General features: G+C 46.9%; 9 protein-coding genes and 1 tRNA gene. 8 read left to right on the top strand and 2 right to left on the bottom strand.

Annotation, left to right across the window (positions count from 1 at the left end; translation table 11 throughout):
• Positions 1–3: 3 nt before the first annotated feature.
• Positions 4–74: transfer RNA gene (locus OGH69_RS04895), tRNA-Gln, on the bottom strand.
• A 194-nt stretch (positions 75–268) separates the two neighbouring features.
• On the opposite strand from OGH69_RS04895, the gene OGH69_RS04890 reads away from it, so the two are divergent.
• From OGH69_RS04890 to arsB, 8 genes are all read left to right on the top strand, one after another.
• The gene (locus OGH69_RS04890) at positions 269–3556 is read left to right on the top strand and encodes a glycosyltransferase family 117 protein (RefSeq protein WP_265173330.1); all 3288 of its coding nucleotides are present in this window, start codon (positions 269–271) and stop codon (positions 3554–3556) included.
• 126 nt (positions 3557–3682) lie between these two features.
• Positions 3683–4498 carry a GIY-YIG nuclease family protein gene (locus OGH69_RS04885; protein WP_265173329.1) on the top strand — a complete coding sequence of 272 codons (816 nt, stop codon included), beginning with the start codon at positions 3683–3685 and terminating at the stop codon, positions 4496–4498.
• A gap of 32 nt (positions 4499–4530) precedes the next feature.
• Positions 4531–6324, top strand: a complete 1794-nt coding sequence (locus OGH69_RS04880; protein ID WP_265173328.1) for a serine hydrolase — start codon at positions 4531–4533, stop codon at positions 6322–6324.
• Positions 6325–6605: 281 nt separating this feature from the next.
• The gene (locus OGH69_RS04875; RefSeq protein WP_265173327.1) at positions 6606–9887 is read left to right on the top strand and encodes a glycosyltransferase family 117 protein; all 3282 of its coding nucleotides are present in this window, start codon (positions 6606–6608) and stop codon (positions 9885–9887) included.
• 113 nt (positions 9888–10000) lie between these two features.
• Complete coding sequence (locus OGH69_RS04870; protein ID WP_265173326.1) at positions 10001–10330, top strand: ArsR/SmtB family transcription factor; 330 nt, start codon at positions 10001–10003, stop codon at positions 10328–10330.
• Positions 10331–10391: 61 nt separating this feature from the next.
• On the top strand, positions 10392–10865 hold the full coding sequence (locus tag OGH69_RS04865) for a DUF6428 family protein (protein ID WP_265173325.1): 474 nt from the start codon (positions 10392–10394) through the stop codon (positions 10863–10865).
• A 19-nt stretch (positions 10866–10884) separates the two neighbouring features.
• Positions 10885–11496, top strand: coding sequence for an arsenate-mycothiol transferase ArsC (locus OGH69_RS04860; RefSeq protein ID WP_265173324.1), 612 nt, complete (start codon positions 10885–10887; stop codon positions 11494–11496).
• A 3-nt stretch (positions 11497–11499) separates the two neighbouring features.
• Positions 11500–12531, top strand: coding sequence for an ACR3 family arsenite efflux transporter (arsB, locus tag OGH69_RS04855; protein WP_265173323.1), 1032 nt, complete (start codon positions 11500–11502; stop codon positions 12529–12531).
• A 92-nt stretch (positions 12532–12623) separates the two neighbouring features.
• On the opposite strand, the gene kynU is transcribed toward arsB, so the two are convergent.
• Positions 12624–13907 (bottom strand): kynureninase, encoded by a 1284-nt coding sequence (gene kynU / locus OGH69_RS04850; protein ID WP_265173322.1) that lies wholly within the window; start codon positions 13905–13907, stop codon positions 12624–12626.
• Positions 13908–13932 lie beyond the last annotated feature (25 nt).

The raw sequence follows: 13932 nt of genomic DNA, 5'->3' as shown, positions 1-13932 counted from the left end.
TTGTTGGTCTACTAGGACTCGAACCTAGAATGACTGAACCAAAATCAGTAGTGTTACCATTACACCATAGACCAATTTTTGCTTTTAAACACTACTGCTTTTGCTCGCACAACCGCTGTAGTACCTGATTGCGGGTGCAAATGTAGCACATAATTTTTTTATTGCAAATTTTTCAGGAAAAAATATCAAAAAAATAGTTTCACCGTTTGGTAAGCAGTAAAATAGCTTTTCTTTGTAATATAATTAAACCAATTTCTTACCCAATTACATGACAAACCAGGACTTCAGGAAGTGGAATACCATTACAGGATGGTGTCTCTTTGCCATAGCCTTCATTGTTTACAGCCTTACCGTAGAACGTACCCTTAGCTTTTGGGACTGCGGCGAATATATTGCCACCGCTGCCAAGCTTGAGGTGGGCCACCCCCCGGGTGCGCCGCTCTTCCAGATGGCAGGGGCATTTTTCTCTATGTTTGCACCGGGTGACGATAAAATAGCCCTGATGGTCAACATGGTTTCAGTAGTCTCGAGTGCATTCACCATCCTCCTCATGTTTTGGTCGCTTACGATACTACTTAAAAACCTGGTGTTGGGATTTGCAGAGTTTAACCGTAACAATGCCCTTATGGTACTGGGCAGCGCCGCTGTAGGGTCGCTTGCCTTTTTGTTTTCGGACAGCTTTTGGTTCAACGCTACCGAAGCCGAAGTATACTCAATGGCATCGCTCCTCATAGCCATACTTTTTTGGGCCGGCCTCAAATGGGGCGAGGAAATGCAATCCCCAAGAGGCAACAGGTGGCTGCTGCTCATATCGCTTGTCCTCGGGCTTTCGTTCGGCGTACACTTTTTGGCGTTGCTCACCATTCCTTCGATAGGGCTTATTTATTTCTTTAAAAACTACAAAACGGTAACGGTAAAGAATTTCATCATTGCCAATGTTGTTACTATAGCCATACTTTTCTTTGTATTCAAGTTTCTCCTGCCTTACACCATGGCGCTTTTCGGACGCACGGAGATATTCATGGTCAACAGCCTGGGCCTTCCGTTCAACTCAGGCACCATATTCATTTTCCTTGTCATTGCGGCCTTTTTTTATTTTGGCCTGCGCTACACACAAAAAAATGGAAAAGCCCTGTTGAATACCGTATTGCTTTGCCTGCTGTTCCTGCTCATAGGGTTTTCTACCTGGATGCTGCTCCCAATACGTGCCAATGCCGAAGTAGTGATCAACGAGAACAAGCCATCGGATGCCGCAGAGCTTTTGGCCTACTACAACCGCGAGCAGTATGGCGAACAGAAAACATTCTTCGGGCCGCTTTACACCGAAATATACAGTGGGCTTGATAAGGAGAATCCGTACAAGGATGCCAAGCCCAACTACGAACGCGATTATGCTACCGGCAAATACAAGATTGTAAACAACTACAAGAATGCCAAGCAAAACCCTGATGAAACCCACACCGCATTCCTGCCAAGGATGACCAGCACCGACCATGCTGCCAACTACATGAGTTTTTCCGGGCCGCCAAATTTCAGGATTGACCCCAATTATGACTATGGCAGTGAATTGCTGCGTTATGGCATTGACATCGAGACCATGGAACCGCAGGAAGCCGCCGCTGCCATAGGCCAGATAAAGGGTGAACTGGAAGCGGTTATCAATGAGTTCCGGGCAGCTTTTGCCAAGGGCGATGTAGGCTATAAGGAGTATGACAAGTTCCTGAGGCATTATAAAAATTACCTGACCGTGGAGAAGCCATCTTTTGGCGATAATATGGCTTATATGTTCGAATACCAATTTGGCTACATGTACTGGCGCTACCTGATGTGGAACTTTGCAGGCCGCCAGAACGATGTACAGGGCGAAATGGACAACAACGGCAACTGGCTCAGCGGCATCACCTTTATCGATGAGATGAGGCTTGGCCCGCAACATGCCCTTACCACCGACATGAAGAACAACAAGGGGCGCAATATATATTTTTTACTGCCGTTCATCCTAGGGATCATTGGTGCGGTATACCATGCCAGGAAAGACCTGAAAAGCTTTTATGTACTGCTGGCGCTCTTCCTTTTCATGGGCATTGCACTGAAAATATTCCTTAACGAAAGGCCGTTTGAGGTACGCGAACGCGATTATGTGCTTGTAGGTTCGTACTATGTATTTGCCATGTGGATCGCCTTTGGCGTATACGCCATTTACGACGGCATCAAAAAATACCTGGCTCCCAAAATTGCCATGCCTGTGGTACTTGGAGTAACGCTGCTTGCCGCACCGGTGCTGATGGCATCGCAAAACTGGGACGACCACGACCGATCTGGGCGCTACACGGCACTGTCGATGGCAAAGGCTTACCTGGATTCCTGCGAGCCGAATGCCATACTCTTTACCGTAGGCGACAACGATACTTTCCCGCTTTGGTATGCTCAGGAAATAGAAGGTTTCCGAACCGATGTGCGCATTGTATGCTCTACCCTGTTGCCAACGGACTGGTACATTGACCAGATGAAGCGTAAGGCATATATGTCGGACCCTGTACCTATCACCCTTACACACGACCAGTACGTGGATGGTACACGCGACTTCCTCTTCTACAATCCGCTGGGTAAGGCTAAGGATTCGGCCATGAACATCAACGACTTCATGAAGTTTGTGACCCTTGAAGACGAACGGGCTAAAGTCCCACTGAATAATGGGCATAGTGTAAACTACTACCCCATAAGGAATATACGCTTCCCGGTAGATAAGGAAACCGTAATCAAAAACAAGGTCGTTTCGCCACAGCGTTATGATTCCATCGTCCCGCATATGGACATTACCCTGCCGGACGAAGCCATATACAAACACAGCCTGGTGATGCTGGACATCATACGCACCAACAACTGGAAGAGGCCTATCTATTTTGCAGGCGGAAGGTTTGACGACGAAGACTATGCCTGGCTGAAAAACTACCTCCAACTGGAAGGCATGGTATACAAGCTGGTGCCGGTAAAGACCCCGATACCGGAAGATGGAAGCCCGCTGGACATGGGCTATATTGACGCGGACGATATGTACAGCATAGTCATGAAATGGGACTGGGGCAATGGTGGCGACACCGGCATATACCACGACCCGCAAACAAAGAAAAACAGCATCAGTTTCCGGAAGAACCTGGCACGGCTTGGCGATGCTCTGGTGAAGGAGGGCAAGCTTGACAAGGCCGGTAAAGTGACAGACCTGGCAATGAAGAATATGCCTGTAGATTATTACGGCTACTACTTCATCTCCGAGCCTTTTGCAGGGCTGTACTACCAGACAGGCCGCAAAAAAGAAGCGCGCGAATTACTGACAAAGCTCATAGGCAAATATACCGAAACGCTCAATTACTATAAATCATTACCTGTGGCCGACCAAAACCTTGGCGCAAGCGACATTATGAGTTCAATTGAAGCCTACAGGACGCTTCTTATCATCATGGAAGAGAATAACGATATGGAATTCTTTGAGGCATCTAAAGCGGCATTTAACAAAGCCAACGGTATGTTTGCGAGGTTTAAGAGGCCGAATGAGTAGGTAGTGATTTTAAAGAGGCTCAGTAGTAGCAATCTATTGAATTCTAGTGCTAAAATTTGCCACATTGCGAAGCAGTAAAATTTTTCACAATTCAGGACGAAACCCGAAAAGAAAAGATTATATAAAATGGACAAAATTAAATTAAACGACATATTACTACTTGACAATCTTAACGATGTGAAGATTCGTTTCAATTTAATGTTCGCCCAAAACTGGAATCCGATAGAGCTTTTTAAAAATGGCGATATATCTACAATGCTTGGTGGTCAATATTGGAATTATAACAAGAACAAATCATACAAAGCAGGACAAATCACTATTGGATTTGTTAAGATAAAACGCAATGAAGATCTTTGGTTGTTGTTTCATATTGGAAAAGTAACTAATGACTTGAATATACTTAACGGAGTTGGTTACGAATATCAAGATCTGCCCGAATACAAAAAATATCTAGGTCGTTTAATCGTAACGTTTAAGAACAAAGCACAGACAATGATTCGTAATGCTGAATCGGTTATTGACGATTGTTATGTATATCAAATTTTGCCTGACACTTTTGACAACGACATATTTCCAGGCTACGAAAAAGTAAATATCTCTTGGAACGAAATGAACCGAGTATTAGAAAAGGACACTTGGAAAACTGCACTTCAAAATCAAAAAGGAGTTTACTTAATGACCGACATTTCAAACGGAAAAAAATATGTTGGATCAGCATACGGAGATAACATGATTTTAGGACGCTGGATATCATATGCAAACAATGGTCACGGGGGAAATGCCGGACTTAAAAAGCTAACTTTTGACCACATTAAACAAAATTTCAAATACTCAATTCTTAGCATTTACAAATCAACTACTGACGACCAAATTATTATTAACAATGAAAGTTGGTGGAAAGAAGTTTTACAAAGCAGACAATTTGGTTATAATGAAAATTGAGCAACGAAAAAGAACCAATAAAACACACCTTTATGAATAAATACATTACGCTTACCTTATTACTTTTAATCGGCCTTTCGGCGAATGCCCAAACCGACAAACGCCTGAAAGGCATTGACAAAGACCTGAACGCACTATTGCAGACCGCTCAGGCAGCCGGGTTTTCGGTAGCTGTAGTTGAAAAAGACAAAGTGATCTACTCAGCCGGGTTTGGCTACAGGGACTACGAGAAGAAATTACCTGCCGATGCCAACACGCTCTTCGCAATCGGTTCAAGCACCAAGGCATTTACCTCGGCAGTGCTGGGATTGCTCAGGGCCGACGGAAAGCTGGACTTTGATGACAGCCCACTGAAATATGTTCCGGAACTCCAGTTTTACAACAACGACCTGAACGGCAACGTGAACATTACCGACCTGATGAGCCACCGTACCGGCATACCGCGCCACGACTTTTCGTGGTACCTTTTCCCTACCCACAGCAGGGACAGCATCATACAGCGTATAAAATACCAGGAACCGTTTGCAGGATTGAGGGAACAGTGGCATTACAACAACTTCATGTTTACCGTGCAGGGAGTGATTGCCGAAAAGATAACCGGCAAAAGCTGGGAGGATAACATCCGCGAGCGTTTTCTTACACCGCTGGGAATGTCGCGCACCAATGTTTCGATAGCCGAGATGAAGGCAGCCGACAATGCTGCCTTTGGGTACGACCTGACAAAAGATGTGATAACCAAAACCGATTATTATGACATTGCGGCCATGGCACCGGCAGGAGCCATCAACAGCAGCGCAAACGACATGGCCAAATGGCTCATCATGTGGATCAATAAAGGAAAGTACAACGGCAAAGAGATACTGCCGGAAAACTACACCAGTGAGGCGATGAGTTCGCACGCCGTTATCCATGGCGGGCTGCCGTCGAAGGAATTCCCGAATACCTTCCTGGCCAATTACGGATACGGCTGGATGCTGTCGTCGTACAAAGGGCATTACAGGGTTGAGCATGGTGGCAACATCGACGGCTTTTCGGCCAGCGTGGTGTTTTTCCCCGCTGATGAGATAGGCATCGTGGTGCTCGCCAACCAAAATGGATCGTCGATACCATCACTGGTTCGCAACACCATTGCCGACAGGATGCTGGGCGTAAAGACTACCAACTGGAATGAAGAGCTGAAAAAAAACCTTAGGAAAGAAAAGGAAGCCGAAGAAGAAGCTAAAAAGAGCATGAAAAAAGAGGAAACCGCTTCTAAAGGCGCTTCACACCCGCTGGACGATTATACAGGACTGTTTACCAACCCGGGATACGGCACCTTTGAAATCGTAAAGAAAAACGATTCGCTGTTCGCCGAATTCCAACAGACGAAATTTTACCTGAAGCACAAACACTACGACATCTTTGCACCGTATGATGCTAAGGATGGCATCGATACTTCGGAGGAAAGTAACGGTATGTTCTTTAATTTCTCATCAAATGATGCCGGCGAAATATCAGGTGTAAAAATAAAAGTAGAGCAATCATTGGACCACCCGATAGAATTTAAGCGTACGCCGAAAACCATAACGGTAGAGAACGATGTACTTAACGATTATACCGGGAATTACGAGATTGCCGGAATGACGGTGAAAGTTTCGGTTAGAGAGGGCAAGCTGTATATGTTTGTTCCCGGCCAGCCCGAATATGAGCTTAACCCAACTTCGAAAACAATGTATGTGATCCCGACACTTGACGGTTACAAAGCGGAATTCATTAGTGAAAACGGCAAGGTTAAGGAACTGGTGCTGCACCAGCCTAACGGCAAATTCACGGCAGTAAAGAAGTAAGTAATTACTTAAACAGCATACGAAAGGCCACTTAGCTATATACAGCTTTGTGGCCTTTGCTTTTGATCCTCATGTGGCTGTCACTGCGAGGCACAAAGCAGCCTTTCCTTATAAACCGCAGTCTGAGCAGAAAGATCGCTCCATGACATGCGATGACAAATGCGTAGTCATATCTAATGGAATTTAGGTTAAATTCCTAACATCACTCAAAAAACAGCATAACCTTACACAAAAAAATAGTTTCTTTGCAGTTAGATTAATTCGGAATAACCCATATCTTCATGATAACATTCAATTTCAAAAAATGGAATACCATCCTCGGGTGGGCCGTTTTTGCCATTGCACTGATCACCTATTCGCTTACTGTAGAGCCCACCCTGAGCTTTTGGGATTGTGGCGAATACATTGCCACTGCCGCCAAGCTTGAGGTAGGCCACCCTCCGGGAGCACCGCTTTTCCAGATGATGGGGGCATTCTTTGCCATGTTTGCAACGGGCGACGACAAGGTAGCCCTGATGGTAAACATGATGTCGGTATTCTCCAGCGCCTTTACCATATTGTTCATGTTCTGGTCCCTTACGATCGTGCTTCGCACCGTGATCAGTAAATTTTCCGAATTCAATAACAATAATGCCATAGCGGTTCTGGGCGCGTCTGCCGTGGGAGCGCTGGCGTACACATTCTCTGACAGTTTCTGGTTCAATGCCGTGGAAGCCGAGGTTTATGCCATGGCATCGCTGCTCATTGCGCTGCTGTTATGGCTCGGGTTACGATGGGAACAGGAAATGCATACCCCCCGCGGGCACAAATGGCTGCTAATCATATCGCTGGTAGTAGGGCTTTCGTTTGGCGTTCACTTTATGGCGCTGCTTACCATACCGTCGATAGGGTTCATCTATTTCTTTAAAAATTATAAGACCGTTACGGTTAAGAACTTCATCATTGCGAATGCAATCATTGTAGCAATACTCCTTTTCATCTTTAAATTACTGCTGCCGTACACTATGGCGCTGTTCGGGAAAACCGAAATATTCATGGTGAACAGCCTGGGAATGCCTTTCAACTCGGGTACCATTTTCATGGCGCTGCTCATCATTGCAGGCTTTTACTTCGGCTTGAATTATACCAGGAAAAAAGGCCTTGCCCTATACAACACGATATTGCTTTGCGTACTGTTTATCCTCATAGGCTTCTCTACCTGGATGATGCTCCCGATACGGGCTAATGCCAACGTGGTCATCAACGAAAACAGGCCTTCGGATGCTGCCGAAGTACTGGCCTACTACAACAGGGAACAATATGGCGAGCAAAAGCTTTTTTACGGGCCTATGTATACCGATACTTATGCCGGCCTTGACAAAGACAACCCGTATGAAGACGAAAAACCCAACTACCAAAGGGATTATAAAACCGGTAAATATGTTATTGTAAACAACTACATAAATGCCAGGCAAAATACCGACGACAACCACAAAGGCTTTATGCCAAGGATGTGGAGCACCGAGCATGCGGCCAACTACATGAGGTTTACCAAGCCGGTTACCTTCCGCATAGACCCTAACTACGATTTTGCCGAAGAGCTGATGCGCTACGGGCTTCCGGTTGACCAGCTGAGCGACGAAGAGCTGGGCATGGCCATGGCCGAAGCACGCGGCCAGATTGAGGCCGAACTGAACCAGTTCAGGGCCGAATTCAACAAAGGAAATGTGGATCTGCAGGATTATGACAAATTCCTGAAGCGTTACAGCAGGTATATCCTGGTGGAGAAGCCATCGTTTATGGACAATATGCAGTATATGGTCCAATACCAGTTTGGCTATATGTACTGGCGCTACCTGATGTGGAACTTTTCCGGAAGGCAAAACGACATACAGGGCCGCTGGGACAAGATTGACGGCAACTGGATAAGCGGCATCAAGCCGATAGACACAATGATGTATGGCCCGCAGGACAACCTGCCGTCTGACCAGGCTAACAACAAAGGCCGCAACGTATACTTCCTGCTGCCATTCATCCTCGGAGTGATTGGTTTTGTATTCCATGCCAGAAAGGACGCGAAAAGCTTCTATGTATTGCTGGCGCTGTTCCTGTTTACAGGCCTTGCACTGAAAATATACCTTAACGAAAGGCCGTTTGAACCCCGCGAGCGCGACTATGCGCTGGTTGGCTCGTTCTACGTGTTTGCCATGTGGATAGGCCTTGGGGTGTATGCCATTTATGACGGCGTTAAAAAATACCTCCAGCCAAAAGTGGCCGGGCCGGTAGTAATCGGGGTTACCCTTCTTGCCGCACCGGTACTCATGGCTTCGCAAAACTGGGACGACCACGACCGCTCAGGCCGTTATACAGCATTGGCCATGGCAAAAGCCTATCTTTCGTCATGCGACAAGGATGCCATACTGTTTACCATTGGCGATAACGACACCTTCCCATTGTGGTACGCCCAGGAAATTGAAGGCTACCGCACCGATGTGCGCATTGTGAACACCAGCCTCCTGATGACCGACTGGTACATTGACCAGATGAAGGCAAAAGCGTATGAGTCGGAACCTATGCCAATATCATTTACCCACGAGCAGTATAAGCCGGGTACGCGCGACTACATTTTCTTTAATAAAACTACCGATGCCCGCTGGGCACTTGGTGACTTCCTGCAGTTCCTGGGTACCGATGACCCAAGGGCCCAGAGAGAAATGAGCAATGGCCACATGGTGAACTTTTACCCTACCAACAAGGTTAGGATGACGGTAAACAGGGATGAGATCATACGCAATAAGGCTGTTGCCCCTGCACTGTACGACTCTATAGTTCCGTATATCGACATTGACATTAAGGGCGATGCACTGTACAAGAACCGCATGATCATGCTCGATATTTTCCACAAGAACAACTGGAAACGCCCGATATACTTCACAGGCGGAAGCTTTGGCGACGACGACTACCTGTGGATGAAGGATTACCTGGAGTTGGACGGCATGGTGTATAAGCTGGTACCGGTGCGCACGCCGATACCAAAAGACGGCAGCCCGCTGGACATGGGCCACATTGATGCCGATAAGATGTACGACATTGTAATGTCGTGGGACTGGGGCAACAGCGAGAGCCCCGACATATACCATGACCCGGAAACCCGCAAAAACAGCATTACCTACCGCACCAACCTGGCCAGGCTGATGGAAACGCTGATAAACGAAGGCAAGCGCGACAAGGCTAAAAAGGTTATTGACCTGGCGATGAAAAAAATGCCGGTAGAGTATTTTGGCTACTACACCCTGCTCGAGCCGTTTGTACAGGGCTACTACGAAACCGGGCAAAGGGATGAGGCACGCAGGCTATTGGACAAGCTCATTAAAAAATATCAGGAAAACCTGGACTTTTATGCCGGTTATTCACCATCGGAGCAGCAGGCAGAGCATATGGAGATCATAACCAACATAGAGCGTTACAGGGGACTGCTCTTCCTGATGGAAGACCACCAGGACATGCAATATTATGAAAAGGAAAAGGCCGTATTCAATAAATACAATGCGAAATTCAGGATGCATAAAAGAGAGGACCTGTAAAGATTCTCTTTAGATACATAGAAAGCAGCGGGAGTACCTGCTGCTTTTTTTTTATGGAAAATTAATTGGAGATAAAAATTATTATCGTAATATTGCAATATAAACATACTAATATGGGCATTACAAAAACCGAGATACACACGGATGAACAAAACAAGCTGGCATCGTTCCTGAAAGTTTTGGGCCATCCTGCAAGGATAGCCATACTGCAGCACATCATTAACCAAAAAGCCTGCATATGCAACGACCTGGTAGAAGAACTGGGACTGGCACAGCCTACTATTTCGCAGCATTTAAAAGAACTGAAGAACATTGGCATCATCAGGGGATCGATAGAAGGCAAATCGGTTTGCTACTGCATTGAAGAAGAAGCATGGAAAAATATCCGGGAGGAATTCAATGCGTTCTTCAACCAGGAAATCACCACAACCCAATGCTGCTAAGGCATTTTTTTATCATCATTAATCGCAATATTGCTATATATAATTATTAAAAACACTTTTTATGAAACTATCTGAAATCAAAGAAATATTGCCTGCTCTCGAAGATGTCGCATTTCAGCTGGAGAACGGCGCAATGGTACCCGAACATTTCCATGTGACAGAAGTGGGGCAGATTGATAAGCGCTTTATTGACTGTGGCGGGGTGATAAGGCATGAAAAAGCCGTAAACTTCCAGCTATGGGATGCCAATGATTATGAGCACAGGCTTAAACCGTCTAAATTGCTGAACATCATAAGGCTGTCTGAAGAAAAGCTGGGCCTGGAAGACGGGGAAATTGAAGTAGAGTACCAAAGCGGTACCATAGGGAAATACAGCCTTGACTTTAACGGAAGGGCTTTTATCCTTAAAAATAAGATGACCGCCTGCCTCGCAAGCGATGCCTGCGGTGTGCCGGCCGAAAAGCAAAAGAAAAATTTAGCCGTCCTTACACCGGCCCAATCTGCCGGATGCACACCGGGTTCAGGATGCTGTTAAACACCTATCAGGAAAAAAAATGAACACAACATTATCCAATACAATCGCATCCCTCCAATGGGAGCAAACCGCTGAAGACCGCAAAGCTGTGCTGGAGCCATTGATCAGCTACATCCGCCAAAAAGCAAATAGCAATCTTCCTGTAAACCTCAATTTTATCTGTACCCATAATTCGCGCAGGAGCCACCTGTCGCAAGTGTGGGCTCAGGCAGCGGCAGCTTACTTTGGCATTGCCAATGTGGCCTGCTATTCCGGCGGGACAGAAGAAACCGCTTTATATCCTAAAGTTGCCGAAACGATGGCGGCACAGGGTTTTTCAGTCCTTTCCCTCAGTGGGGGTGATAATCCGGTATATGCCATAAAATACGATGGCAATTCGGTTCCTGTCATTGGTTTTTCTAAAAAGTACGACAGCCCGTTCAACCCCGATTCGGCCTTTGCTGCTATAATGACGTGTTCGCAGGCCGATGGAGGCTGCCCGTTTATAGCCGGAGCTGAAAAAAGGATTGCCGTAACCTATGAAGACCCGAAGGTATCCGACGGTACCCCGCAGCAGGAGCAGGTTTACGCCGAAAGAAGCCTGCAGATAGCCGCAGAAATGTTTTATGTATTTTCCCAAATCAGCAAATAGCCCATGCAGCCCAGATTAAAGTTCCTCGACCGTTACCTTACGCTATGGATTTTCCTTGCAATGGCATTCGGCATCGCTTTGGGGTATTATTTCCCGGACATATCCAATAGTACCGATTCATTAACGATCGGCACAACCAATGTACCTTTGGCTATCGGGCTCATACTGATGATGTACCCGCCTTTGGCAAAAGTTGATTACTCACTGCTGCCTGTAGCGCTACGGGACAAAAAAGCAATCGGCACCTCTTTACTGCTCAACTGGATCATAGGGCCTGTGCTTATGTTTGCACTGGCGATCCTGTTTTTAAGCGATGAACCCGATTACATGACAGGCCTCATACTCATAGGCCTGGCAAGGTGCATTGCCATGGTAATCGTGTGGAATGACCTTGCCAAAGGGAACAGGGAATATGCCGCACTGCTCATTGCCCTCAACAGCATTTTCCAGGTATTTACCTATAGCTTCATGGTTTGGCTTTTGATAAACGTACTGCCGCAATGGCTGGGGCTGGCCAGCTTCAATGTAAGCGTGTCTATGGAAGAAGTTACCCAAAGCGTAATGATTTATTTGGGCATACCGTTCCTGATGGGTTTTATCAGCCGTTATGCTTTGGTGAAATTAAAAGGCATCGAATGGTATAACCGCAAATTTATACCCGTCATATCGCCCATAACCCTGTACGCGCTCCTGTTTACCATCGTCGTGATGTTCAGCCTTAAAGGAGACAAGATTGTCGCTTTGCCCATGGACGTGATCAAAGTAGCGGTGCCATTGGTCATCTACTTTGTCCTTATGTTCTTCATGAGCTTTTTCATCAACAGGTCCTTCGGCATACCTTATGACCGGAATGCTTCCATAGCATTTACAGCGACAGGCAATAATTTTGAACTAGCCATAGCCGTTTCCATAGCAGTGTTCGGTATCCATTCCCCCCAGGCTTTTGTAGGCGTTATCGGGCCTCTGGTAGAGGTGCCTGTACTCATACTGCTTGTGCGGGCAAGCCTGTGGCTGAAAAAGAAATACTACAGCTGAACCATACCGGGCAGCAGTGGCAATTTTATATAAAAAGGGTAAAGCTGTGGAGCTTTGCCCTTTTTATATCGTAAAAATCCTTTACAGGTAAATTACTTTTTATGCGACAATATGCCTGCTTTGAGCACCTGCCCAAACTCGTACATATCCTCATACGAGCAGTACAGCGGCACCGGTGCCAGGCGGATTACATTGGGTTCGCGCCAGTCGGTTATTACGCCGTTTTGCATCAGGTAGTCGAACAGGCTCCTGCCTTCGCCATGGAGGAATACCGATAGCTGGCATGCTCTTTCGGACGGTTCCGACGGGGTAATGATCTCAAATGTGCTGTCAACTTCCTTGTCGATCTCATGCAGGATAAATTCGAGGTAGGAAGTGATGCAATCCCTCTTTTTGATAAGCGCGTCCATACCCACTTCGTCAAACATCTCGACCGATGCAAGGTAAGGCGCTAACGACAGTACCGGGAGGTTGCTCACCTGCCAGCCATGCGCCCCGCGAACCGGGTCGAATTCCGGCTCCATCAGGAAACGGCGCTCTTTGTTATGGCCCCACCATCCGGCAAAGCGCGGCAGGTCGAGGTCGTTGTGGTGCATTTCATGTACAAAGGCTCCCGAGGCATTGCCCGGCCCGGAATTCATGTACTTGTAGCTGCACCAGGCAGCAAAGTCCACATTCCATTCGTGCAGCTCCAGCTTGATGTTCCCTGCGGCATGCGCCAGGTCCCAGCCTACATAGGCACCGGCATCCTGACCTGCTTTGGTGATGGTCTTCATGTCGAAAACCTGGCCGGTGTAGTAATTTACGCCGCCTATGAGCACGAGGGCCAGCTCATCGCCTACTTCTTTTATTTTATCCAGTACATCTTCCAGGCGGATATTGTGCTCGCCCTCCCTTCGCTTAATCTCGACTATGGCATCATTGGGCTCCAGGCCATGGAAGCGCACCTGGCTCCTGATCATGTACTGGTCGCTTGGGAAAGCCTTCTCCTCGCAGATGATCTTAAAACGTTTTGCCGTAGGGTGGTAAAACGTCACCATCAGCAGGTGGAGGTTTACCGTAAGGGTATTCATCACCGTCACTTCCGATGGCAGTGCGCCCACAATGCGGCTCAGCGGCGCTGAGAAGCGCTCATGGTAGTCCCACCATGGCTTGTCGGCATAAAAGTGGCCCTCTACGGCCAGCTTTGCCCAGTCGTCCATTACCTCATCTACGTATGCTTTGGTGCGTTTGGGCTGCAGCCCGAGGGAGTTGCCCGTAAAATAAATGACCTGCTTGCCGTTAACGTGCGGAAACAGGAACTCGTCCCTGTATTTTGCGAGCTTGTCAGCGGCATCCAGCCCTTTTGCGAATTCGCGTGTATTCTGAAATTCCATGTGTTGTTTGTTTGGAGGGTAAAAA

It is taken from the genome of Flavobacterium sp. MFBS3-15, from assembly GCF_026107645.2.
Lineage (GTDB): Bacteria > Bacteroidota > Bacteroidia > Flavobacteriales > Flavobacteriaceae > Flavobacterium.
This window is presented reverse-complemented; position numbering and strand designations above follow the sequence as displayed.

Bases quoted from the DNA above. Each gene is read 5' to 3' on its own strand.
- OGH69_RS04890 (WP_265173330.1), top strand. From the start codon at position 269: ATGACAAACCAGGACTTCAGGAAGTGGAATACCATTACAGGATGGTGT.
- OGH69_RS04885 (WP_265173329.1), top strand. From the start codon at position 3,683: ATGGACAAAATTAAATTAAACGACATATTACTACTTGACAATCTTAAC.
- OGH69_RS04880 (WP_265173328.1), top strand. From the start codon at position 4,531: ATGAATAAATACATTACGCTTACCTTATTACTTTTAATCGGCCTTTCG.
- OGH69_RS04875 (WP_265173327.1), top strand. From the start codon at position 6,606: ATGATAACATTCAATTTCAAAAAATGGAATACCATCCTCGGGTGGGCC.
- OGH69_RS04870 (WP_265173326.1), top strand. From the start codon at position 10,001: ATGGGCATTACAAAAACCGAGATACACACGGATGAACAAAACAAGCTG.
- OGH69_RS04865 (WP_265173325.1), top strand. From the start codon at position 10,392: ATGAAACTATCTGAAATCAAAGAAATATTGCCTGCTCTCGAAGATGTC.
- OGH69_RS04860 (WP_265173324.1), top strand. From the start codon at position 10,885: ATGAACACAACATTATCCAATACAATCGCATCCCTCCAATGGGAGCAA.
- arsB (WP_265173323.1), top strand. From the start codon at position 11,500: ATGCAGCCCAGATTAAAGTTCCTCGACCGTTACCTTACGCTATGGATT.
- kynU (WP_265173322.1), bottom strand. From the start codon at position 13,907: ATGGAATTTCAGAATACACGCGAATTCGCAAAAGGGCTGGATGCCGCT.